Source organism: Qipengyuania sp. L-5Y (assembly GCF_056859455.1).
On sequence record NZ_JBSXOM010000028.1, the window covers coordinates 280,701 to 301,240 of the forward strand.

Below are 20,540 nucleotides of genomic sequence, written 5' to 3' on the forward strand. Positions count from 1 at the left end.
TTCGAGATGGCGAAGCGGAACGGCAAAGGTCTTATAGCAAGTGCCCTGATCACTTTTGCGCCATTGCTGGCCGGTCTGTTGGTGCCGGATCGTGCTGATGCCGCGGATCGGCCGGCCCTGGAATTGTGGAGGCTGGATTGCGGGACGATCGAGATCGGTAATCTGGACGAATACTCCGATACTTTTGCATATCCAGGCCGCAGCATGACCTTCACCGACAGCTGTTACCTCATCAGGAACGGCGACCGGTACTTGCTGTGGGATACCGGATTGCCCAGAACGCTGGAAGGCAAGCAGGAACAGAGCGGCACCGACCGGATGAGCCTCGAGGCAAGCATCGTCGGGCAGCTCGCACAACTGGGCATCGAGCCCGAACAGGTCACCTTCGTCGGGATCAGCCACTACCACTACGATCACACCGGGCAGGCGGCCGATTTTGCGGGCGCGACATTGCTGGTCGACCGTTCGGATTGGGATGTGATCAACAAGCGCGAGGACCTGTCCGCCAGCTTCGCGCCGTGGATCGGGGGTGACGGCACTGTCCAGACACTGACCTACGACCACGATGTGTTCGGCGACGGCTCGGTGATCATGCTCAAGGCACCCGGTCACACGCCGGGGCACCGGTCGCTTCTGGTTCGGCTTAAAGACCGCGGACCGATCTTGCTGTCGGGCGATGCCGTCCACTTCCGCGAAAACTGGAGCCGCAAAGGTGTGCCCAGCTTCAACACGAGCCGGACAGAAACGCTCGCCTCGATGGACCGATTGCGCGAAATCGCCGCACAGATCGGAGCGACCCTGGTGATCCAGCACGAACCTGCCGACATCGCCAAGCTGGCACCTTTCCCGGAATCGTCACACTAGGGCAAGACTATTGGCCGCGGCTACCTGATCGGCGACCTTCGGGCCTGGTAAATCCTTTTTAGTCGGCGCACTTTAGTCGCGGCGCATGGGCCAGAAATGCCTCAATTGCGGTGCGCCGATTTACCAGCCGTTCGAACCCTGCATCGATTGCGGGATGCGGCCAACCGATCCTGCCCTGCGTCGGCAAATGGGCAAAGCGGAATACGAGCGCGAGCAGGGCCATCATCGGCATGCGCTGTCGATAAAGAACCGCTCTCGGGCTGCACAAGGATTGCAGAAGGACCTGCTGCACGAAGTGCCGATGCTCTACGGCCAGAACAACCTATGGGGCGCAGATGTAGCGATCGGGAAGATACACCGGGAAGGAATGGTCCGGAAAAACGGTGGTGGATTGCCGCCGGGTGTACCCGCCACCTCCAAAGCAAAATTGCCGATGGAAGACTTGGTGTTCTTTCTCTGGGGGATCTACCTCATCCTTCGGAACTTGCCTTAGCAGCCGGTTTGCCCAACGGACGAGACGCGGATCAATCGCCCTTCGACTTCCGAATTTCCCGCGCCGTAAGAAGAAAGCCGACCATCAGGCCAGCGATCAGGATTGCAGCGCTTGTCTCGGCGGCCAGCGCAGCCGGCAACAACGCAGCGTTCATCGCCATGGTGACCCCTGTCGCAGCGACAACCGCTACGATCAGCACAAATCCATGAGGAACGCGCAGAACGGTGAGCAACGCCCGGCGGAATACCAGAGCGAGCAGGAACACGAGGATCATTGCGGGGACTATCCAGATAAGAGTTGTCATCGTTCTCGCCTATCGGGCTTTCCTGCTGGACGGGTCTTGCAGCCAGTAGTCCGTCCTACCGTGCCAAGTTTGCCGCGGCGGGAAAGCGTCGCGGGGGCAATCGCATCATACGAATGTCTCACATAGATTATTGGAAAAAAATACGAAATTTAATCCAGGCATAAAATGTGGCCACAATGTGGTAGATGACATGGGCGAAATGGGCGGCAAGGCCGAAGACGAAGTACAGTAAGGTTCACACTCAGACAAACGGCGGTTGAAGGAAGGGCGGCGCCGTTGTCGGATTGGCGCCCCCTTTTTCGTTGGCGGGGTCAGGCCTCCAGTTCGATGTCCCAGTAGAGCCAATCGCGCCAGGTTTCGTGAAGGTAGTTGGGCGGAAACATCTTGCCGTGCTGCTGCAACTGCCAGTGGGTCGGCCGGATCGGCTGGCTGTAGAGCTGCATGCCGGCCTGCTTGGGCGTACGTCCGCCCTTCTTCATGTTGCAGGGCGCGCAGGCGGTGGCGATGTTTTCCCACGTGGTCTTGCCACCCAGCCGGCGAGGCACGACGTGATCGAAGGTGAGATTGTGCATGTCGCCGCAGAACTGGCAGCTGAACCGGTCGCGCAGGAACAGGTTGAACCGGGTGAAGGCGGGAAACTCGCTCGGCTTCACATATTGCTTGAGCGCTATCACGCTCGGGATCTTCATGTCGAGCGAGGGGGAATGAACCTCGCGCTCGTAGGTCGCGATCACGTCGACCCGGTCGAGGAAGATGGCCTTGATCGCGGTCTGCCATGGCCACAGGCTCAGCGGATAATAAGACAGCGGCGTGTAGTCGGCATTGAGAACCAGGCTGGGACACGACTGCAGATTGCGAGTCGGATCCTCGGCGGTACTTCGGAACCTTGCGGCCCGTTCCAGCAGTTCGGCCTTGAACACCAGTGCGTTCCTCCCCGATAGCAGTGAAAATGCACTTGCAAGGAAAAGCGTCAAGCCTGTTACACACATGCTATCCACAAGCTTGCCCAGTGAAAGAGCATCTTTTTCGCCACTATGACCGTCACTCGCTTTGCTCCCAGCCCTAACGGGCCGCTCCATCTCGGCCATGCGTTCTCGGCTATCGTGGCCCATGATCTGGCGCGTGAGGAACGCGGGCGCTTCCTGCTGCGGATCGAAGATATCGACGGGCCGCGCTCGCGCCCTGAACTGACTGACGAATTTCGTCGCGATCTCGAGTGGCTGGGACTGGAATGGGAAGAAGTGCCCGCGCAGTCGACCCGGCTGACGACATACGACGCGGCGGCACGCAACCTGCTCGACCGCGGTTTGCTTTATCCCTGCACCTGCACGCGCGCCGACATAGAGGCGTTGAAACCGCGTCTGGGATCGCAGGGCGCCATTTACCCCGGAACGTGCAAGGGGAGCGTGGTCGATCCTGGCAAGCCTGCGGCGCTACGGCTCGACATCGACCGGGCGATGTCGGAAAGCGGGCAGCTTCTCTGGGAAGATGCGCTGGCCGGGCGGCAGGTCGCAGACCCCCGCGAGGGTGGGGACGTCGTCATCGTGCGAAAGGATGCACCCGCCAGCTATCACCTGGCAGCGACCTTGGACGATGCGGCAGACGGGGTCACGTTGGTGACGCGGGGTGCGGATCTGTTCGACGCAACGCATATTCATCGCCTTCTGCAAGCGCTGCTCGGCCTGCCGGTGCCCCTGTGGTATCACCACGGTCTGCTGACCGACGAAAGCGGACAGAAGCTCGCCAAGCGCCGCGGATCGCCGTCCTTGGCGGACCGGCGCAGAAGTGGGGAGAACGGGCAGGCGCTGGCCGACGCGCTGCGTTCCGGCGAATTCCCCGCTGGCATTACGCTGGCGAACTCCTAGATAGATGTAGTTATGACAACCTTCCTCACCATCCTGCTCGTTATTCTCATGGTTCTCGTGGTCGCCAGCCTCGTGCGCGGCGTCGTGGCTTTTCTGAAAAGCACGAAGATCGATCTCGAAAGCGGCGAGCAGACCGATGCTACCGAAATGCAGTTGCTGCAGAACAAGATGATGTTCGCGCGCATCAAGTATCAGGCATTGGCGATCGTGGTCGTGGCGGTCATCCTAGCGATCGCCAGCTGACCCAGAAGCGTGGTCAAGCTCAACAAAATCTACACCCGCACCGGCGATGACGGGACCACCGGTCTCGTCGACGGATCGCGCTTGCCCAAGCACGACGCGCGCATGGCCGCGATCGGCGCGGTGGACGAAGCCAACAGCGCGCTGGGCCTTGCTGCCGTGGTGCTGGCGGACGGCGAGTTTGCCGAGCCGCTCTACCGGATCCAGAACGATCTGTTCGATCTCGGTGCCGATCTCGCCACGCCGGCTAAAGACGAAGGCGATTTTTCCCCGTCGGAAATGGCCCTGCGGGTCGTGGAGGCGCAGGTCGTGTGGCTGGAACGGGCGATCGACGCCGCGAACACCCGGCTCGAACCGCTGACCAGCTTCGTGCTTCCGGGCGGGACCGAGGCCGCCGCGCGCCTGCATGTGGCCCGCGCCGCGGTTCGGCATGCGGAACGCGCGATGACCGCGATGGCGTCGCATGCACCCACCAATCCGCAGGCGCTGGCCTACATCAACCGGCTGTCGGACTATCTCTTCGTCCTTGCCCGCGTGGCGAACGACGACGGGCGCGGCGACGTGAAGTGGATTCCCGGCGCCAACCGCTAAGCCGGCGCTAGCCAGCGCCGCGCCCCTTCGCTAGTGCACGCGTTTTGCTGCACATGCGAAGGGAAGTTTCGATGGACAAGACGGTCGCTATCATCGGTGCGGGCCAGATGGGCTCCGGCATTGCGCAGACCGTGGCTGCGCACGGCATGGATGTCCTGCTGGCGGATGTCAGCCTCGACGTTGCCGAAAAGGCGCATGCCGGGATCGACAAGGCGTTCGGCAAGCTGGTCGGCAAGGGCAAGATCGAAATCGCCGATGCCGAAGCGGCGATGAAACGCATCACGCCGATCGCCGATTATTCGCGCATGAAGGATGCCGATCTCATCATCGAGGCGGCCACCGAAAAGGAAACGATCAAGCAGGCGATCTTCGAGAAGGCCGGGGAATTCCTTTCGCCTGATGCTATCATGGCCTCGAACACCAGTTCGATTCCGATCACCCGCATGGCCAATTACGCACCCGATCCGGCGCGTTTCATCGGGCTGCATTTCTTCAACCCGGTTCCGGTGATGAAGCTGATAGAGGTCATTCCGGGCCTCGCCACCGACCAGACGACGACCGACCGCACCACTGCCTTTGCACAAAGCCTGGGCAAAGAAGTAGTCCTGTCGCAGGACGAACCCGGCTTCGTCGTGAACCGCATCCTGCTGCCGATGATCAACGAGGCGATTTTCGTGCTCGGCCAGTCGACCGCCGACATCGAGGATATCGACAAGGGCTGTCGCCTCGGTCTCAACCATCCGATGGGGCCGCTGCAGCTTGCTGATTTCGTCGGGCTGGACACCTGCCTCGACATTATCATGGTGCTCTACAAGACCACCCGCGACGCCAAGTATCGGCCCGCCCCGCTGTTGGTGAAATATGTCGAAGCCGGGTGGCTCGGCCGCAAGACCGGGCGCGGCTTCTACGATTATTCGGGCGAGGAGCCCGTGCCGACGCGCTAGGGTCGAGGCCGCAAGGGCAGGGCGGCGCTGCGCATTCTGTGTTTATGGAACCTGCGGGCCCGCCCACCGGTTGATCGGACAAAGGAGACTTTCCGATCATGACCGATACTACCAAGACAAACACGCCCGTGGGCGAAAGCCAGGAAGCCCGCCAGGCCAGCCTCGCCCCGGAAACCCATAATGACGAACAGGACGATCACCGCAATCAGGCGCAGGAAGTCGCCGAAGAAGCGCAAGGGACGACCCGGGAAACCGGTTCCCCGACCGAAAGCCGCAAGAGCGACAACAAAAGCGGCCTGATGAACGATTCGACGCAGGATACCGTCGATCACATGCGCGACATGGAAAGTTCGGGCCGGATCGACATGGGCGCCTTTCGCGGCGAGGACAATCACGATGATAATGAGGATAAATACGGCAAGTCTGCCAAGGTCGATCCCGACCTTCCTTCAGACGGCAGTTAGCCCGTTATAGTGCCGTTGTTCAGGATCCATAGTCCTGCGGTCAGCAGAATGGATCCGGCAGCAACCGAATAGGCAAGCACGCGGAAGTTCGGGGTGGAGATCGCCTCGAACTTGTGCGTGTCGAGCCGCTCAAGCGTACGGCAGGCGCGCTTTTGTGCGGTAATAGCGAGCCAGCCCCCCGCCAGAATGAATACGGTCGCTATTGCCTTGGCGAGCCACGGTGGGTCGAAGGCACCAAAGACGGCCTTGAATCCCAGCCCGATCCCGATTGCTGCGAAGGCGGTCCGCATCCATCCTGCAAACGTCCGTTCCATAGCCATGATGTTGCGATCTTCGGCAAGGTCGGTGCGCAATTCCGCCCACTCAGTCGATTTGTCGGGGTCCTCGGGTGGATCGTCCTGCGCCATGCGGAATTAATGGGCGGGCGTCTGCACGGTTCCTTACCTATTCGATCACCGCGGTGTCAGAGCTGTTCATTGTCGGCCCCGAAGGAGCAGTTGGAGGGCCAACCGACACCATGGGTTTGGCATCATTGATCAGGTGGCTATCGTCTACAGGCGTTGGGACCACAGGCTGCGGGATGGCCGCACCACTATCGGCCGATTGCGAATACCAGGACGACAATGCCGGATCTTCGCGCCGCGCTGGGGGTAGCGGGCTGTTGGTCTGCGCGACTGCTAGTTCGGTTTCGGCAACGACAGGGGTGTCTGCGTCGGCCAGGCCGCCGATTACACCCGGATCGTCTTCACCGCCCACAAGGATGAGCACGAGCACCAGAAACAGCCCGATAACGATGAGCTTCTTGCCCTGACCGGCGATTACATGTCCTGCCATGATGGCTGGTATAGCCCAGACCCGTTAAGTCTTGGTTTCCCCGGCTGCCGCTTTCAATTCGTACAGTTTATCCAGCGCGTCGCGCGGCGAGAGCGTATCGATATCGAGCGCATGCAGCGCATCGCGCAGCGCGTCGCGGTCCTTTTCTTCTGCCTGCGCGCTGGCGGCAAACAGAGGTAATTCACCGAGCCCCGCAGCAAGACCACCAGTCTTTTCACGCCCCTTTTCCAGCTTGTCCAGCACGGCCTTCGCGCGCTTGATGACCGGTGGCGGGACCCCGGCCAGCTTGGCCACCGAAAGGCCATAGCTGCGGTCGGCTGCCCCCTTGGCCAATTCGTGAAGCAGGACGAGGTCGCCCTTCCATTCCCGTGCGCGAACATGATGCAGGCTCAGCGCATCGCAGGTATCGGCAAGACGGCTGAGCTCGTGGTAATGTGTCGCAAACAGGCAGCGGCACTGCAGGTTCTCATGCACCGCCTCTACCACCGCCCAGGCTAGGGCCATCCCGTCGTAAGTGCTTGTCCCGCGCCCCACTTCGTCGAGGATTACGAAGCTCTTCTCCGTCGCCTGACTGAGGATAGCCGCCGTTTCCACCATTTCGACCATGAAGGTCGACCGGCCCCGCGCAAGATTGTCGCTCGCTCCGACGCGGCTGAACAGCCTGTCGGCCAATCCGATCCGGGCCGATGTCGCTGGCACGAAACTACCCGCCTGCGCCAGCAGCATGATGATCGCATTCTGGCGCAGGAAAGTGGATTTACCGCCCATGTTCGGACCGCCTATCAGCCACAATCTGTCGTCCGGACCCAGCGTGCAGTCGTTGACCACAAAGCGGTCGCCCGTCTTGGCCAGCGCCTGTTCGACCACTGGATGCCGTCCGCCGTTGATTTCGAGGCAGGGCTCGTCAAGCATTTCGGGCCGTGCCCAATCGCCTTCGACCGCGCGTTCGGCCAAGGCGGAGCAGACATCGATGCGTGCCAGAGCCGCTGCGGTAGCCGCGATCGCTTCGCGAGCGGCGACCACTTCGCCAACCAGTTCTTCGAAATGGCCATCTTCTGCCGCGAGCGCATGGGCGCCTGCTTCGGCGATGCGGGTCGCTTCTTCGTGGAGGCCGAGCGAATTGAAGCGGACCGCACCGGCCATGGTCTGGCGATGGGTAAATCCGCTGTCCGCCGCCATCAACTTGTCACCGTGTTTTGCGGGGACTTCGATGAAATAGCCAAGCACCTTGTTATGCTTGACCTTGAGCGATGCCGTGTCCGTTTCCTCGCGATATTTCGCTTCGAGGGCGGCGATGGCCTTGCGAGCATTGCCGCTGGTTTCGCGCAATGCATCGAGAGAATGATCGTAGCCGCTGGCGATGAAGCCGCCCTGGCCGCGTTCCGTCGGGGGCGAGGGCACCAGCGCCCGCGCCAAGTGATCGACCAAGGCAGCGTGGCCGCCCAGTGCGTCGATCATCCGGCCGAGCAGGGGCGGCAGGTCGACGCCGGATGCCAGAATGTCTCTTATACGCCGCGCTTCGGAAAGTCCGTCGCGGATCTGCCCGAGATCACGCGGACTGCCGCGCCCGGCGACGAGCCGCCCGAGTGCGCGACCGATATCGGGCGCCTGCCGCAATATGGCGCGAAGGTCGGCGCGCAGCAGGGGATCTGCGTGAAAATAATGGACACCGGACAGCCGCTGTTCGATCGCGGTGCGGTCAGCCAGCGGCGCCGAAAGATCTTCCGCCAGCTGCCGGGCTCCAGCCCCGGTCGCACAGCGATCGACGCAGGCGATCAGGCTGCCGGCACGGCCTCCGCCCTGCGCCTCCAGAATTTCGAGACTCGTGCGGGTTGCGGCATCCATTGCCAGATGCGCACCGCTCCCCCGAGCGACTGGTGGAAGCAGGAACGGCAGCGTCCCGCGCCCGGCATGATCGAGATAGGCAATCAGCCCCGCTGCTGCTGCCAGCATCGGTCGGGTAAAACTGCCCAGTCCATCGAGCGTGGCGATGCTGTGAATGTCCTTGAGCCGGGCTTCACCTGCTTCGCTGCGAAAGTCCGCGCGGGGGCGGGCGATGATGTCCGGGAATGCCTCGTCCCAATCGTCGGGAGCCACGACCTCGCTGGCGCCGAGCCGCGCCAGCGCCGCGTCGAGCGCGTCTGCCGTACATTCCTCCAGCTCCATCCGCCCGGTAGAGATGTCGCAGGAAGCAAGACCTACCCCATCACGAACCGGAGCGATCGCCACCAGAAGATTGGCACGCCGCGGTTCCAACAGCGCTTCTTCGGTCAATGTACCGGCGGTGACCAAACGCACGATATCGCGCGCGACCAGAGCCTTCGACACGGGCGATCCTTCGCGCTTCGCCCGTTCCCTCGCTTCGTCGGGCGTCTCCGTCTGCTCGGCAATGGCGACACGGCAGCCGCCCTTGATCAGGCGGGCAAGATAACCTTCCGCGGAATGGACCGGAACGCCGCACATCGGAACCGGCTGGCCGCCGTGTTCGCCGCGCGTGGTCAATGCGATGTCCAGCACTCTCGATGCCACCCGTGCATCGTCGAAGAAGAGTTCGAAAAAATCGCCCATCCGGTAGAACAGGAGCGCGTCTCCGGCTTCCTGCTTGAGGGCCAGGTATTGCTGCATCATCGGGGTGGGCGTGTCGGCCATGCGGCGGGCCTAGCGAGGGTGGCCGCGATTCGGGAGTCAGCGATGCGGGCTTTCCCCTATGACTTCTTGGCGCAAGCGGTTAGGGGCAGCACCGCGCAAGACAAGGGAACGCCGATGGCCGACGAAAAATCCGCATTCACCACACGCGAAGCTCTGTTCTACCACGAGACAATTCGTCCGGGTAAGATCGAGATCGTCGCAAGCAAGCCCATGGCAAGCCAACGTGATCTCAGCCTCGCTTATTCGCCCGGTGTGGCGGCTCCGGTGGAAGCGATTGCGGCCAATCCCAAGGATGCGGCTCGCTATACGGCCCGTTCGAACCTTGTTGCCGTTATTTCGAACGGCACGGCGATCCTGGGCCTCGGCAATCTCGGTGCGTTGGCCTCGAAGCCGGTGATGGAAGGCAAGGCGGTGCTGTTCAAACGCTTTGCCGACGTGGATTCGATCGACATCGAACTCGATACCGAAGATCCCGACAAATTCATCGAGGCGGTCGCCCTGATGGAACCGACCTTCGGCGGCATCAATCTCGAAGACATCGCCGCGCCCGAATGCTTTATTATCGAGCAGGCGTTGCGTGAACGCATGAATATCCCTGTCATGCATGACGACCAGCACGGCACCGCGATCATCGCTGCCGCGGGCCTGATCAACGCCTGCCACCTGACCGGGCGGGAAATGAAGGACTGCAAGATGGTCGTCAACGGGGCAGGGGCCAGCGCGCTCGCCTGTACCGCTTTGATCAAGGCCATGGGGGTCCGGCATGAAAACGTCATCGTCTGTGATCGTGCCGGGCCGATCACTCCGGGACGTGACAATGTCGATCAGTGGAAGAGCGCCCATGCGGTGGAGACATCGGCAACCAATCTCGAAGAAGCGCTGGAAGGTGCCGACATATTCCTTGGCCTGTCCGGTGCAGGTGCGCTGAAGCCGGAATGGGTGGAGAAGATGGCCGACAGGCCGATCATCTTCGCGATGGCCAATCCCATTCCGGAAATCATGCCGGAAGATGCAAAGGCTGTGCGTCCAGACGCGATCATCGCTACCGGACGCAGCGACTACCCCAATCAGGTCAACAATGTGCTTGGCTTCCCCTTCATTTTCCGCGGTGCGCTGGATGTTCAGGCCACTGCGATCAACGAAGAGATGAAGATCGCTGCGGCCCGTGCCATCGCCGAACTTGCGCGTGAGCGCGTTCCGGACGAGGTCGCCGCGGCATATGGCGTCAGTCACCAGTTCGGTGAGGAATATATCATCCCAGCGCCGTTCGACCCGCGGCTGATGGAAGTCGTATCCAGCGCGGTTGCCAAGGCCGCGATGGAGAGCGGTGTCGCGCAGGCCCCGATCGAGGACTTCGACGCTTATCGCTTTGCGCTCAAGGTACGCCTGAACCCGACTACTGCCGCACTCACCAATATTTACGAACAGGCCAAGGCCAACCCGAAGCGGATGGTTTTTGCCGAAGCGGAAGAGGATGTCGCGCTGCGCGCCGCCATCCAGTACCGCGAATTCGGATATGGCGAACCGATTCTGGTCGGTCGGACCGAGAAGGTGCGCGAAAAGCTGGTCGAACTGGCCGTCGACGACCCGGACGACTGGGTCATCGAGAATTCCGCCGTGTCGGACAAGGTGCCGGGCATGGTCGAATATCTCTACAAGCGGTTGCAGCGGCGCGGCTACACCGAACGCGACGTGGCGCGCATGGTCAATCAGGAGCGCAACGTCTTCGCCGCATTGCTGGTGGCATTGGGACATGGCGATGCGATGATCACGGGCCTGACGCGTACCTTCAGCCAGACCGCGCGTGAAATCGGCCGGGTGCTGGATGAAAAGCCTGGCGCGGTGCCGTTCGGCATCCACATGATGATCGGCAAGAACCACACCACCTTCCTTGCCGACACGACAATAAATGAACGTCCGACCGCCGAACAACTTGCGCACATCGCGCGCGAAACGGCAGCCGTGGCGCGACGTATGGGCCATGAGCCGCGGGTTGCGTTCATGTCGTATTCGACTTTCGGCAATCCCTCGGGGCAGTGGCTCAACAATATCCGCGAAGCCGTTGCCCTGCTCGACGCGGACGAGTCGGTCGCGTTCGAATATGAAGGTGAAATGGCGCCGGATGCCGCTCTCAACCCGAAGGTCATGTCGCTCTATCCGTTCAGTCGCCTGTCGGGGCCTGCCAATGTACTGATCATGCCGGGCCTCCAATCGGCCAACCTCTCCGCCAAGCTGCTTCGTGAACTGGGCGGAGAAACGACCGTCGGCCCGATGATGATCGGTATGGAGAAGCCGGTTCAGATCGCACCGATGACAGCTATCGCCCCCGACGTGCTGACGCTGGCAGTGCTTGCCAGCGCGGGAGTGCTGGGCTGATCGTATGATCGCATCGCAGCGCGACCGGTTCGCCATCCCCGAAGGCGTGCACTATTTGAACTGTGCCTACATGGCGCCGTTATCGCGCAGCGTCAGCGATGCGATGGTCCAAGGTTCGCGGTTGAAGGAACAGCCGTGGAATTTCTGTCCGGCCGATTTCTTCTCGGTGGCAGAAGATTTTCGCAGTCGCGCGGCCCGGCTTGCCGGCGTGGAGGCGGACAGTATCGCGATCGTCCCGTCCGTCAGCTACGCGCTTGCAGTTGCGGCCAGGAATCTACCCGTGGCTCGCGGGCAGAAGATCGTGACTCTGGCCGACCAGTTCCCGTCCAATGTCTATGGCTGGCGCGAACTGGCACAGGAACGCGGCGGGGAAATTGTGGCGGTTCGGAGACCCCGGAAGGACTGCTGGACCGAAGCCGTGATGGACGCGATCGGCCCCGATACCGCCATCGTAGCCTTGCCGAACAACCACTGGGCCGATGGCCGCGTGGTCGATCTGGTCGCAGTTGGCGCCAAGTGTCGCGAGATGGGCGCGGCTCTGGTGCTGGACCTGACCCAGTCGCTGGGCGCCATGCCGATAGATTTTGCCGCAGTGCAGCCGGACTTCGCCGTCGCTGCCTGCTACAAATGGCTGATGGGGCCTTACGGTATCGGCATGATGTATGTGGCGCCCAAACATCATGGCGGAAATCCGATCGAACATAACTGGATCAATCGCGCAGGATCGGAAGATTTCTCTAGGCTGGTTGATTACCGTGATGATTTCCAGCCTGGCGCGCGGCGTTTTGACGTTGGCGAAAAATCGAACCCGCCCCTGCTCATGGGGGCAAGCGCCGCACTCGATTTCCTGCTCGAATTCGGTGTCGCAAGGATCGCCGAAACACTAGGCGCGGCGACGCAATCGATTGCTGGCGCTGCCGCCGAACTCGGCCTCTCTTCTGCGCCCATCGGTATTCGCGCCCCCCATTTCCTTGCGCTGGAATTCCCGGACAAAGTGCCGGACGGGCTTACCGACAGGCTGGCCGCTGCCCAGGTGCATGTATCGCTACGCGGGTCCTCACTCCGCGTTACGCCGCACGTTTACAACACGAGCGAGGATGCGACCGCTCTGATTACAACCTTGCGGGAGTGCCTCGGCTAGAACGCCAGCTCCTTGCCGCTGTAATCTACGAACCTGAACCCGCCCTCGCCGGATGTTTCGATAACGTCTGCAAGGCCGTTCACGCTTTCTTCGATGGTCAGCGCGGCGTTCGACCCACCCATGTCGGTCTGCACCCAGCCTGGATGAAGCGCCAGAACCTCGATTTCGCGCGGGCTGGCATCCTGTTCTGAAATGCCTTTGGCGAGCATGTTCAGGGCCGTCTTGCTGGTGCGATAGAGTTCATAGCCGCCCGAACTGTCGCTGATCGAACCCATCAACGAGGACATCACGCCCAGCGTGCCGCCATCTTTTATGGCAGGCAGGAGAGATTTCGCCGCGCGCGCCGGGCCGAAGGCATTGGTCATCATCACGTGCGACACTTCATCAGCGGTCGCCTTCGACGCATCCTGATGGCTCGCTCCGGTAATTCCGGCATTGATGATCAGGGCATCGAGCTGACCATCTTCGAAGCCGAGATCGACATAACTGTCAGGCTCGGTCACATCGGCAGTCACAATGCGTAGTGCATCGCATTCCAGCGCGTGGAGATCGGCGCTCTCGGATCGTTCGCTTGCAACCACGTTCCAGCCTCGGTCGAGGAATGTCTTTACCAGTCCCAGTCCGATGCCGCGTGAAGCGCCGAGGATGAAGATTGATTTATCTGCCATGGGAATTCCCTTGCTCTGCTGCATTCAAAGCGCCGAAAGCGGCAACGCGTTCCGTGGATCATGCATGGGCATTGGTCGATCACTATCGTCATCCGTCGTCCGGACACCTCGCATCATCCGCCGGTTCATCCATGCGCAAGCGGGGGGTGGGCAGGGGCCCGCCGTGCAGAAAACCGCACGCGAAAGGAATAATGATGAAAAAGACACTCGCAGGGCTCGCAATTGCAACCGGTATGGTCGCCACGCCGGCGATGGCGCAGGGCCAGAATGTTGCACCGGGCGGCTTTTACGTCGGCGCTCTCGCCGGTTATGAAGGGCTGGATGTTGAGTCGGACGATGGCAGCGTTTCCGCCGACGCGGATTCCGCAGTTTATGGCATTACCGCCGGTTACGATCTGTCGCTCGGCAGCGCATTCGTGGGTGTCGAGGGTGAATTGTCCAAGAGCGGTGGAACCACGGAGTTTCCCGGCAGCTTCGGCGCAGCACGCGAAGGCCTGGATGCAGACGGCCAGTACTATATCGGTGCGCGTGCCGGTTTCGCAGTAACGCCGGGCATCGCGGCCTACGGCAAGATCGGCTATACCTCTCTCGATACCCGCTCGTTCACACAGAGCGGATCTCTGTCCGACCTCGATGACAATACGGACGGTCTGCGGTTCGGCGGCGGCCTCCAGGTGCAGTTGCCCGGACCTCTGGAGGGACGGCTCGAATATCGCCGGTCCAACTACAAGGGTATCGCCGGCACCGAAATCGGCGATGTCTCGACCGATCAGGTCGTGGCCGGGGTCGGCCTGCGCTTCTGACGCCATGCTCGCAGAGCAGACAGTGGGGCCGCTCGGGACGAACGGGCGGCCCCTTCTGTTATTTACGCCTGAACCTGAAGTACCAGACCTTAGTGATCATACTATCATAATACACTGATATATAATCACTAATCAGCATTTTTTGATCCCTGTTTTTTCGGCTAGCAATCACCGGGTAATCACCATGCCAAATTTGGTAAGCACGCGCCGCCATGAACGGATTTCTGCGATTGCGATCATGATGCAGGCGCTGCCAACCGGAAGCAGGTTGCGAAACGCTTGCGGTCAGCCGCGCTTATCCCAGCCTCCGTGAACAGCTGTTCCCACCGTGTCGCTACGGTTCTGCTCATGTTTTCGGCGATTGCTTTCGCGTCATCATGGCTGAGGTCGAAGACCGCGGCACCGGCGAGAGCATTCTCGATCGTTGCATTGCGGCCTTCCGGCCCCACGCCGAGGACGAGCCGTCGCTCCAGTCCCAGCTGCGGTTTCGGCACTACATCGTAAAGCGGCGATAGCCGCCAACCCTCACCATCGAACAGGAAGCCATGATTACGTAGGTGATCATCATCATTCGTGACGAGGATATTGAGCAGCATTCGACGAAATAGCTCATGTAGATCCTGGCGCACTTCGGTTCCGAATTGCCGGATCGCTCCTGCGAGATCCGCATAGCTGAAGCTGCTGACCTCGCTCTCATGCGCCCCGAGCATTGTGAGCCCCGAAGCAAAGGGCCTGCGTTCCAGCCAGTTGCCGTGAGGAATCCGATCGAACCGCTCGATCAGATAGATGTCGCGATCAAGGACACAGCGGAAGTCGAGTGGCGGAACGTCGAGACCACACTCGCTGGCAAGCCGCATTGTCGCTAGTTCGACCCTGCATTCGGGAAAGCTGTCTCCGCGCTTCTGGAATTTCGCGATCCAGGGTTGGTCGCCGATTTTTGTAGCAGCCTTCGGCCGGGCGCCGCCCAGAGATGATCCGGCTGCCAGCAAGGCTCTTAAGTTCTCGTCGAGTTCGTCGACATGCTGCGCGCGTTCGGCGGCTTCCGCTAGCTCTGCGAGCGTGAACTCTTCGCCCGGAGCAGGGCCACCCCCCCATGGCGTAATTCTCTCCGGCCGGGCGGGTGTTGGCCCGAAGGCGAGCGCCCCTACACGATGTTCGCCCGAGGCCAGAATGAGATCGATTTCGCTCGGCAAGCGATCGCCCATCGCCTTGTACATCAGGTATTGGCCCCAGCCATCGGGAGCAGCATCCCGAATGCCACCGAACACGGCAAAGCCTTCTTCCGTCCTGAACGTTCGAGAAGTTCCAGCTTCGTGCAACGGTAGAGCTACAGGATCGACCGGAATACGGTCAGTGCGTTCCAGATAACGCCGCCCGTAAGCGAAGGTAGCAAACTGGTTGCGCGGTTCGTCGGTCATCGTGAGAAGGCCTGCCGGAACAGGCCCCTCCTCTAGATGCACGAAGACATAGGTGCGGATGGTCGTCACGGCTTGCTAGAAATCCAGATCATCGTCGCTGACAGCGTGGGTCTTTTGGGGCAGGCGGGACAAATCCTCGCTGATGCCAGCCCGGTCACTGTCTGGGGTTACCAGCTCGGCAAGGCGCTGTGTCATCCCAAGGACATGCAGGGCGCTCGCCAGAACCGCGAGGCCCACGGTAGGATCCCCCGCTTCGAGGCGTTGCAGCGTTTGAACCGAGACGATCATGCGCTCGGCCATTAAACGCTGAGGAAGTTTTCTCCGGCGGCGAGCAAGGGCGATATCCTTGCCTAGCCGTGTAATCGCACGTTGGCTCTGGGGCGGTAGTCCGCTAGCAGCTCGAGACGAACGGGGCATGGCCCGATATATGACATATCATGCGAAATTCCGCAAATAGAAATGATATGTCATGTTTTTTTGCTCTTTCGCTTGAAGCAGATTTACCGAAGGAAGATGCTTCAACGCCTCCTGCACGAGGCTTACAATGGCCATGGCTGAGTGGAGAGGCGCTGGTGAGCGGTCGCTAGGCCGTGGCTTGACCATTGTACTTCAAAAGTCGCTGTGCAGTTGCACGAATTGTCTCGGCGACTATATCGCAAACGTCACGCATGTCGGCACAAGCCGACAGCCTCGGAAGAATTCCGAGGTCCCGTCCTCCAGTTGGAGGTTAACCGGCGGACCCTGCAAAGGGTTCGCCGAATTTCGTTCGAACGCTCTCGCAGGTCCAACCCGATGGAGCATCGAATGCATTATTCAGACGAGGAAATCGAACGCGCGAAGACATTATTCGCTTGTGAGGCAGGTAAGGCCGGCCATGACAGAATGGCGATTGCAGCGATGGCGGGAATGAGCAAGCCCGGCAAAATCAGCCATATCACTCATCGAAGGACTTGGCGGGACTACCTTCCGAAGGCACGACGCGATTTGCAAAAGGAAAGATCGGACCGGAATTTTCGATTAGGTAACGTGTCGCATGATCTAAACTGACCAGGTCGTGGGGCAGCAATAAGAATCAATGGCGCAAGTGAGAAGCCGCCGCGGCAGATAGGTATACCTCGCGGCTGAGCGGCAATGGCGATGCGACGCTCAAATCGACGGGCTCGCAGTGCAGACGTGAATCCCCTCCGACCTGTTCTTACAACACAGAAGGGCTGGAGGGGAGGAGGGCCTTTGTGAGCGAGCCGAAAGGATCGCGATGTGCCATGTCCCACCGATATTCCACCAAGATAAGCTCATTGGAAGCAACCGCCCGCCGCATCTGTGAAAACCGGGGCGGCAAATGGTCCGGCAACAAGGGCATGGCCTGTTGCCCTGCGCATGATGATCGCACGCCGTCACTCGGTGTGTCGCTCGGCCAGAAGGCCATCCTCTTCCACTGTTTCGCGGGATGCGATCAGCAGAGCGTGCTGGCTGCTCTGGCGCGTGAAGGTTTCGAGCCACCGGCGCTTTTTTCAGGTTCTGCGACCACGAACGAACCCGAATCGACCAGCACCCGCAAACCCTCGACGGTAGCGCTGAGGATCTGGCGCGATGCACAGCCACTGCGTGCCAGTCCGGCAAAGGCATATCTTGAAAGCCGCGGCATCCTCGCGGCATCTCCGGCGCTGCGCTTCCATCCACGAACGCCGCTTGGTCCAAAGGGAAGCACCCGCTTTTTGCCCGCCATGATTGCGGCGGTCAGTCTCGACGAGGGGCCGATCGCCATCCATCGCACATTCCTTTCGGGCAATGCCAAGGCCGACTTCGAAAACCCGAAGCGCGCGCTCGGCGCGCTCGGCGAAGCTGCTGTCCGCCTCTTCGCTCCGGCTTCCGGCAAGCTCGGCCTCGCCGAGGGCATCGAGAGCGCGATGTCGGCCTATGCTCTCACCGGCATTCCCGTCTGGGCGACCCTGGGCAATGAGCGCTTCGGCCTCGTCAGCGTGCCCGAGAGCGTGACCGAGCTTCACCTCTTCGTCGATCACGATGCTGGCGGCGAGCTGGCCGCGTCGCGTGCCCTGGCCGCCTATGCCCGCGATGGACGGACGATCCACATTCGCAAACCATCCTCACGCGACACCGACTGGAACGATGAACTCACAGCATGGCTACGCCGCAAAGCGGCACAGTAAGAGGAGAGAGGGCTTCTCGAATTCATGATCCGGCAGAGGGCGTGTCCCGATGCCTTCATCAGGAGGACGAATTGCCATGTTTCAATCAGACCTGTTTCCCGCCGGCGAGCAGTTGCCGACAGTGCCATCGGCTTACACTGTTGGCGCCAGGATTGCCGCGCTTCTTGCCTCGGGACGCCATCTAACCCGTGCCGACATTTCCGACCTGTTCGCCGAGGAAACCGGCGTCATGGATTGGGGAAGCGCCTGGACCATCGACGTCTACAACAACGCGGTCGAGATCGGCGCACTGCTCTGGCTTCGTGAAGCTTCGCGCATCGATCTGGCGAGCAACGTTCATGAAGCAGAAGCGCGCTTCGACTGGCTCGAAGCTGCCTTGCCGCCGCGGCATGTGCGCAGCGAAGCACAGGTCGAATTGCAGCAGTTCTCGACCCCGCCAATGCTGGCCTGTCTGATGGCGAAGGCCGCAGCTGTCTGCGCGCAAGACACGCTCCTCGAACCGTCCGCCGGCAATGGCGCGATAGCGCTCTGGAGCAGCGTCCAGAACGCTTCGCTGCTCCTCAACGAGATCGATCCGACACGACGAGGCACGCTGGGCTACATCTTCCCTTCTGCCACCATCACTGCGCATGACGGGGAACTGATCGCCGACTTGCTTCGCGGCCCTGTTCCGTCTGCCGTGCTGATGAACCCGCCGTTCGCTCACAGCCTGGAACGCGGCAAGGACGGTGAGACCGCTATGCGTCACCTACGCGGTGCAATCCGGGCCGCTGCTAATCGGGCGAGGATCGTCGCCATTATGCCTGAAGGCTTCGACGCCTCCGCCTTCGCCAAGGAACAGGACGAAGCATCGCTGCTCCTCGATGTTCGCCTGCAGTAGATGTTCCGCCGGACAGGGACGGGGATCGCTGTTCGCCTGGTTGTGTTCGACAAGACGCCGACTGCGTCCTCGCCTGCGATCACCGGAGATACTGCCGACCTCATCTCGCTCCACGAGCTTATCACTGCGCTTCCGCCACGCGTACAGACCTCCGCCAACATCCATCGCCTGCCGCTCGGCAAGCCAGTGCGCCTCGTTGGCAAGACCTCGGCCCAAAGCGCGCCGGTTCGGCCGGTGGCGCCGTTCGCCGCGACACCAGCAGCCACGGCGAATGCGATCGACCTTGCCTATTCGGTCCTCGCCGACCCCGCGCCTGTGCCCGAACAGGCAGGCATCTACCTGCCTTACCGGCCCAGCCGCATCGCCTTCGAAGATGCTCCGGTCCATCCCACCCCGCTCGTGGAATCGGTCGCCATGGGTTCGGTCGCGGCACCGCAGCCCGATGTTTGCCCGCGCATTCCCGCATGTTGGCAGGCCGATGGCCTGCTGTCCGAAGCGCAATGCGAGACACTGGTCTATGCTACCCAGGCATTTGCGCGCGATCTTCCGGGCCGGTTCAAGGTTAGCCAGGAAGGCACCTCGCTGGAACTCTCCGAGGACGGACACTCCTACCGCCAAGGCTTTTTCCTTGGCGACGGAACCGGAGCGGGCAAAGGACGGCAGATCGCCGCGGTCATCATGGATCGCTGGCTCGCAGGCGAGCGCCGACATGTCTGGATCACCAAGAACGAGGCGCTGCTCGAAGATGCACGCCGCGACTGGGAAGCGCTTGGCGGGCTGTCGCTCGATCTCCAGCCGCTCTCGCGCTGGAAACTCGGCCAGCCCGTAACGATGTCCGAAGGTATTCTCTTCGTCACCTATCCGACGCTGCGCTCGGGCCGCGCCGAGGATACGCGGCTCGACCAGATCCTTGCCTGGGCGGGCGAGGATTTCGACGGCGTGATCGCTTTCGACGAAGCCCATGCGATGGCTAATGCGCTCGGGGGCTCTTCAACCCGCGGCAAGGTCAAGGGCTCCGAACAGGGGATGGCGGGCCTCAGGCTGCAGAACCATCTGCCGCGCGCCCGCGTGCTCTATGCGTCTGCCACAGGTGCCTCGGACATCGCCAACCTTGGCTACACATCCCGGCTTGGTCTCTGGGGACCCGAGACCGCCTTTCCGACCCACGAGGCGTTCATGACCGAGATCCGCGCTGGCGGCGTCGCGGCGATGGAACTCGTCGCCCGCGACCTCAAGGCCCAGGGCCTTTATCTTGCCCGCGCGCTGTCTTTCGCCGGGGTCGAGTACGAGATCCTCGAACACAGCCTGACCGAAGCGCAGATAAAAATTTATGATGCCTATGCTGATGCCTGGGCGATCATTCACCGCAACCTCGAAGCTGCGCTCGAAGCAACCCGCGTGGTCGACGAGGACAGCGGCGACACGCTCAACCGCAATGCCAAGGCTGCGGCGCTATCGATCTTCGAAGGCACCAAGCAGCGCTTCTTTGCCCAGCTCCTGCTTTCGATGAAATTGCCGAGCCTGATCCCCGCGATGGAAGTAGCGCTTGGCGAAGAGCATTCGGTTGTCGTGCAGCTGGTCTCGACCGCCGAGGCCATGCTCGACCGGCGCCTTGCCGACCTTACCGTGGAAGAACGCGAAGCTCTCGATATCGATCTGTCCCCTCGTGAATATGTCTAATGCTGAGCTCAACATTAGACATATTCTTTGCAGTCGCAGTTTATGTCGAGCGTCGCAGCCGGAGGCGCGGGATTGCGTCGGTTCGTCATGATTTTACTCCAGATAATTGTGCGGTTGGGGCAGCGTGGCCGAAGGCTATGCCCGCTTGCGGACGTCGT

Annotated in this window: 21 protein-coding genes; 13 read left to right on the forward strand and 8 right to left on the reverse strand. The window is 61.3% G+C overall.

Features of this window, described 5'->3' with window-relative positions; all coding sequences use genetic code 11:
• The first annotated feature begins 6 nt into the window (after window positions 1-6).
• Together AC13F2_RS08900 and AC13F2_RS08905 are read left to right on the forward strand one after the other, a co-directional pair.
• Window positions 7-864, forward strand: a complete 858-nt coding sequence (locus tag AC13F2_RS08900) for an N-acyl homoserine lactonase family protein (RefSeq protein ID WP_482965146.1) — start codon at window positions 7-9, stop codon at window positions 862-864.
• 85 nt (window positions 865-949) lie between these two features.
• A complete protein-coding gene (locus tag AC13F2_RS08905) occupies window positions 950-1,357 on the forward strand; it encodes a hypothetical protein (RefSeq protein ID WP_475210345.1) in 408 nt (135 codons plus the stop codon).
• Between the two features lie 31 nt (window positions 1,358-1,388).
• Here AC13F2_RS08905 and AC13F2_RS08910 read toward each other — a convergent pair whose 3' ends face one another.
• Window positions 1,389-1,661 (reverse strand): hypothetical protein, encoded by a 273-nt coding sequence (locus tag AC13F2_RS08910; RefSeq protein ID WP_272020488.1) that lies wholly within the window; start codon window positions 1,659-1,661, stop codon window positions 1,389-1,391.
• A gap of 311 nt (window positions 1,662-1,972) precedes the next feature.
• Complete coding sequence (locus AC13F2_RS08915) at window positions 1,973-2,581, reverse strand: HNH endonuclease (RefSeq protein ID WP_103022802.1); 609 nt, start codon at window positions 2,579-2,581, stop codon at window positions 1,973-1,975.
• A gap of 114 nt (window positions 2,582-2,695) precedes the next feature.
• On the opposite strand from AC13F2_RS08915, the gene gluQRS reads away from it, so the two are divergent.
• The 5 genes from gluQRS (at window position 2,696) to AC13F2_RS08940 (ending at window position 5,765) form a co-directional block, all read left to right on the forward strand.
• Window positions 2,696-3,526, forward strand: coding sequence for a tRNA glutamyl-Q(34) synthetase GluQRS (gene gluQRS / locus AC13F2_RS08920; protein WP_272020489.1), 831 nt, complete (start codon window positions 2,696-2,698; stop codon window positions 3,524-3,526).
• A gap of 12 nt (window positions 3,527-3,538) precedes the next feature.
• Window positions 3,539-3,769 (forward strand): HIG1 domain-containing protein, encoded by a 231-nt coding sequence (locus tag AC13F2_RS08925; protein ID WP_103022804.1) that lies wholly within the window; start codon window positions 3,539-3,541, stop codon window positions 3,767-3,769.
• A gap of 9 nt (window positions 3,770-3,778) precedes the next feature.
• Window positions 3,779-4,357 (forward strand): cob(I)yrinic acid a,c-diamide adenosyltransferase, encoded by a 579-nt coding sequence (locus AC13F2_RS08930; RefSeq protein WP_272020490.1) that lies wholly within the window; start codon window positions 3,779-3,781, stop codon window positions 4,355-4,357.
• Between the two features lie 71 nt (window positions 4,358-4,428).
• Window positions 4,429-5,301, forward strand: coding sequence for a 3-hydroxyacyl-CoA dehydrogenase NAD-binding domain-containing protein (locus AC13F2_RS08935; protein ID WP_272020491.1), 873 nt, complete (start codon window positions 4,429-4,431; stop codon window positions 5,299-5,301).
• 98 nt (window positions 5,302-5,399) lie between these two features.
• Window positions 5,400-5,765: a hypothetical protein gene (locus AC13F2_RS08940; protein WP_272020492.1), complete on the forward strand. Its 366-nt coding sequence runs from the start codon at window positions 5,400-5,402 to the stop codon at window positions 5,763-5,765.
• On the opposite strand, the gene AC13F2_RS08945 is transcribed toward AC13F2_RS08940, so the two are convergent.
• From AC13F2_RS08945 to mutS, 3 genes are read right to left on the reverse strand one after another with little or no spacing between them, the layout of a single operon-like run.
• A complete protein-coding gene (locus AC13F2_RS08945) occupies window positions 5,762-6,172 on the reverse strand; it encodes a YidH family protein (protein WP_272020493.1) in 411 nt (136 codons plus the stop codon). The two genes, AC13F2_RS08940 and AC13F2_RS08945, sit on opposite strands and share 4 nt — an antisense overlap.
• Window positions 6,173-6,209: 37 nt before the next feature.
• Window positions 6,210-6,599 carry a hypothetical protein gene (locus AC13F2_RS08950; protein WP_482965147.1) on the reverse strand — a complete coding sequence of 130 codons (390 nt, stop codon included), beginning with the start codon at window positions 6,597-6,599 and terminating at the stop codon, window positions 6,210-6,212.
• Between the two features lie 24 nt (window positions 6,600-6,623).
• A complete protein-coding gene (gene mutS / locus AC13F2_RS08955; RefSeq protein WP_482965148.1) occupies window positions 6,624-9,248 on the reverse strand; it encodes a DNA mismatch repair protein MutS in 2,625 nt (874 codons plus the stop codon).
• 114 nt (window positions 9,249-9,362) lie between these two features.
• On the opposite strand from mutS, the gene AC13F2_RS08960 reads away from it, so the two are divergent.
• Together AC13F2_RS08960 and AC13F2_RS08965 are read left to right on the forward strand one after the other, a co-directional pair.
• Complete coding sequence (locus tag AC13F2_RS08960) at window positions 9,363-11,624, forward strand: NADP-dependent malic enzyme (RefSeq protein ID WP_103023064.1); 2,262 nt, start codon at window positions 9,363-9,365, stop codon at window positions 11,622-11,624.
• Window positions 11,625-11,628: 4 nt separating this feature from the next.
• Window positions 11,629-12,765, forward strand: a complete 1,137-nt coding sequence (locus AC13F2_RS08965; RefSeq protein WP_482965149.1) for an aminotransferase class V-fold PLP-dependent enzyme — start codon at window positions 11,629-11,631, stop codon at window positions 12,763-12,765.
• Here AC13F2_RS08965 and AC13F2_RS08970 read toward each other — a convergent pair.
• Window positions 12,762-13,433, reverse strand: coding sequence for an SDR family NAD(P)-dependent oxidoreductase (locus AC13F2_RS08970; RefSeq protein WP_301641884.1), 672 nt, complete (start codon window positions 13,431-13,433; stop codon window positions 12,762-12,764). The genes AC13F2_RS08965 and AC13F2_RS08970 overlap by 4 nt on opposite strands.
• Window positions 13,434-13,627: 194 nt before the next feature.
• Between AC13F2_RS08970 and AC13F2_RS08975 the strand changes: the two genes are divergently transcribed.
• Complete coding sequence (locus tag AC13F2_RS08975; protein ID WP_482965150.1) at window positions 13,628-14,236, forward strand: outer membrane protein; 609 nt, start codon at window positions 13,628-13,630, stop codon at window positions 14,234-14,236.
• Between the two features lie 236 nt (window positions 14,237-14,472).
• Here AC13F2_RS08975 and AC13F2_RS08980 read toward each other — a convergent pair whose 3' ends face one another.
• Both AC13F2_RS08980 and AC13F2_RS08985 read right to left on the reverse strand, forming a co-directional pair.
• Window positions 14,473-15,723, reverse strand: coding sequence for a type II toxin-antitoxin system HipA family toxin (locus AC13F2_RS08980; protein ID WP_482965151.1), 1,251 nt, complete (start codon window positions 15,721-15,723; stop codon window positions 14,473-14,475).
• A gap of 6 nt (window positions 15,724-15,729) precedes the next feature.
• The gene (locus AC13F2_RS08985; RefSeq protein WP_200858593.1) at window positions 15,730-16,071 is read right to left on the reverse strand and encodes a helix-turn-helix domain-containing protein; all 342 of its coding nucleotides are present in this window, start codon (window positions 16,069-16,071) and stop codon (window positions 15,730-15,732) included.
• 845 nt (window positions 16,072-16,916) lie between these two features.
• Between AC13F2_RS08985 and AC13F2_RS08990 the strand changes: the two genes are divergently transcribed.
• The 3 genes from AC13F2_RS08990 (at window position 16,917) to AC13F2_RS09000 (ending at window position 20,382) form a co-directional block, all read left to right on the forward strand.
• Complete coding sequence (locus AC13F2_RS08990) at window positions 16,917-17,822, forward strand: DUF7146 domain-containing protein (RefSeq protein WP_482965160.1); 906 nt, start codon at window positions 16,917-16,919, stop codon at window positions 17,820-17,822.
• A gap of 76 nt (window positions 17,823-17,898) precedes the next feature.
• On the forward strand, window positions 17,899-18,702 hold the full coding sequence (locus AC13F2_RS08995) for a hypothetical protein (protein WP_482965152.1): 804 nt from the start codon (window positions 17,899-17,901) through the stop codon (window positions 18,700-18,702).
• Entirely contained in the window at window positions 18,703-20,382 is a 1,680-nt protein-coding gene (locus tag AC13F2_RS09000; protein ID WP_482970463.1) for a strawberry notch family protein, read from the forward strand.
• Window positions 20,383-20,540: the final 158 nt, after the last annotated feature.

Excerpts from the sequence above, each read along its gene's own strand:
- AC13F2_RS08900 (WP_482965146.1), top strand. The coding sequence starts at position 7 with ATGGCGAAGCGGAACGGCAAAGGTCTTATAGCAAGTGCCCTGATCACT.
- AC13F2_RS08905 (WP_475210345.1), top strand. The coding sequence starts at position 950 with ATGGGCCAGAAATGCCTCAATTGCGGTGCGCCGATTTACCAGCCGTTC.
- AC13F2_RS08910 (WP_272020488.1), bottom strand. The coding sequence starts at position 1,661 with ATGACAACTCTTATCTGGATAGTCCCCGCAATGATCCTCGTGTTCCTG.
- gluQRS (WP_272020489.1), top strand. The coding sequence starts at position 2,696 with ATGACCGTCACTCGCTTTGCTCCCAGCCCTAACGGGCCGCTCCATCTC.
- AC13F2_RS08925 (WP_103022804.1), top strand. The coding sequence starts at position 3,539 with ATGACAACCTTCCTCACCATCCTGCTCGTTATTCTCATGGTTCTCGTG.
- AC13F2_RS08935 (WP_272020491.1), top strand. The coding sequence starts at position 4,429 with ATGGACAAGACGGTCGCTATCATCGGTGCGGGCCAGATGGGCTCCGGC.
- AC13F2_RS08940 (WP_272020492.1), top strand. The coding sequence starts at position 5,400 with ATGACCGATACTACCAAGACAAACACGCCCGTGGGCGAAAGCCAGGAA.
- AC13F2_RS08945 (WP_272020493.1), bottom strand. The coding sequence starts at position 6,172 with ATGGCGCAGGACGATCCACCCGAGGACCCCGACAAATCGACTGAGTGG.
- AC13F2_RS08950 (WP_482965147.1), bottom strand. The coding sequence starts at position 6,599 with ATGGCAGGACATGTAATCGCCGGTCAGGGCAAGAAGCTCATCGTTATC.
- mutS (WP_482965148.1), bottom strand. The coding sequence starts at position 9,248 with ATGGCCGACACGCCCACCCCGATGATGCAGCAATACCTGGCCCTCAAG.
- AC13F2_RS08960 (WP_103023064.1), top strand. The coding sequence starts at position 9,363 with ATGGCCGACGAAAAATCCGCATTCACCACACGCGAAGCTCTGTTCTAC.
- AC13F2_RS08965 (WP_482965149.1), top strand. The coding sequence starts at position 11,629 with ATGATCGCATCGCAGCGCGACCGGTTCGCCATCCCCGAAGGCGTGCAC.
- AC13F2_RS08970 (WP_301641884.1), bottom strand. The coding sequence starts at position 13,433 with ATGGCAGATAAATCAATCTTCATCCTCGGCGCTTCACGCGGCATCGGA.
- AC13F2_RS08975 (WP_482965150.1), top strand. The coding sequence starts at position 13,628 with ATGAAAAAGACACTCGCAGGGCTCGCAATTGCAACCGGTATGGTCGCC.
- AC13F2_RS08985 (WP_200858593.1), bottom strand. The coding sequence starts at position 16,071 with ATGCCCCGTTCGTCTCGAGCTGCTAGCGGACTACCGCCCCAGAGCCAA.
- AC13F2_RS08990 (WP_482965160.1), top strand. The coding sequence starts at position 16,917 with ATGTCCCACCGATATTCCACCAAGATAAGCTCATTGGAAGCAACCGCC.
- AC13F2_RS08995 (WP_482965152.1), top strand. The coding sequence starts at position 17,899 with ATGTTTCAATCAGACCTGTTTCCCGCCGGCGAGCAGTTGCCGACAGTG.
- AC13F2_RS09000 (WP_482970463.1), top strand. The coding sequence starts at position 18,703 with ATGTTCCGCCGGACAGGGACGGGGATCGCTGTTCGCCTGGTTGTGTTC.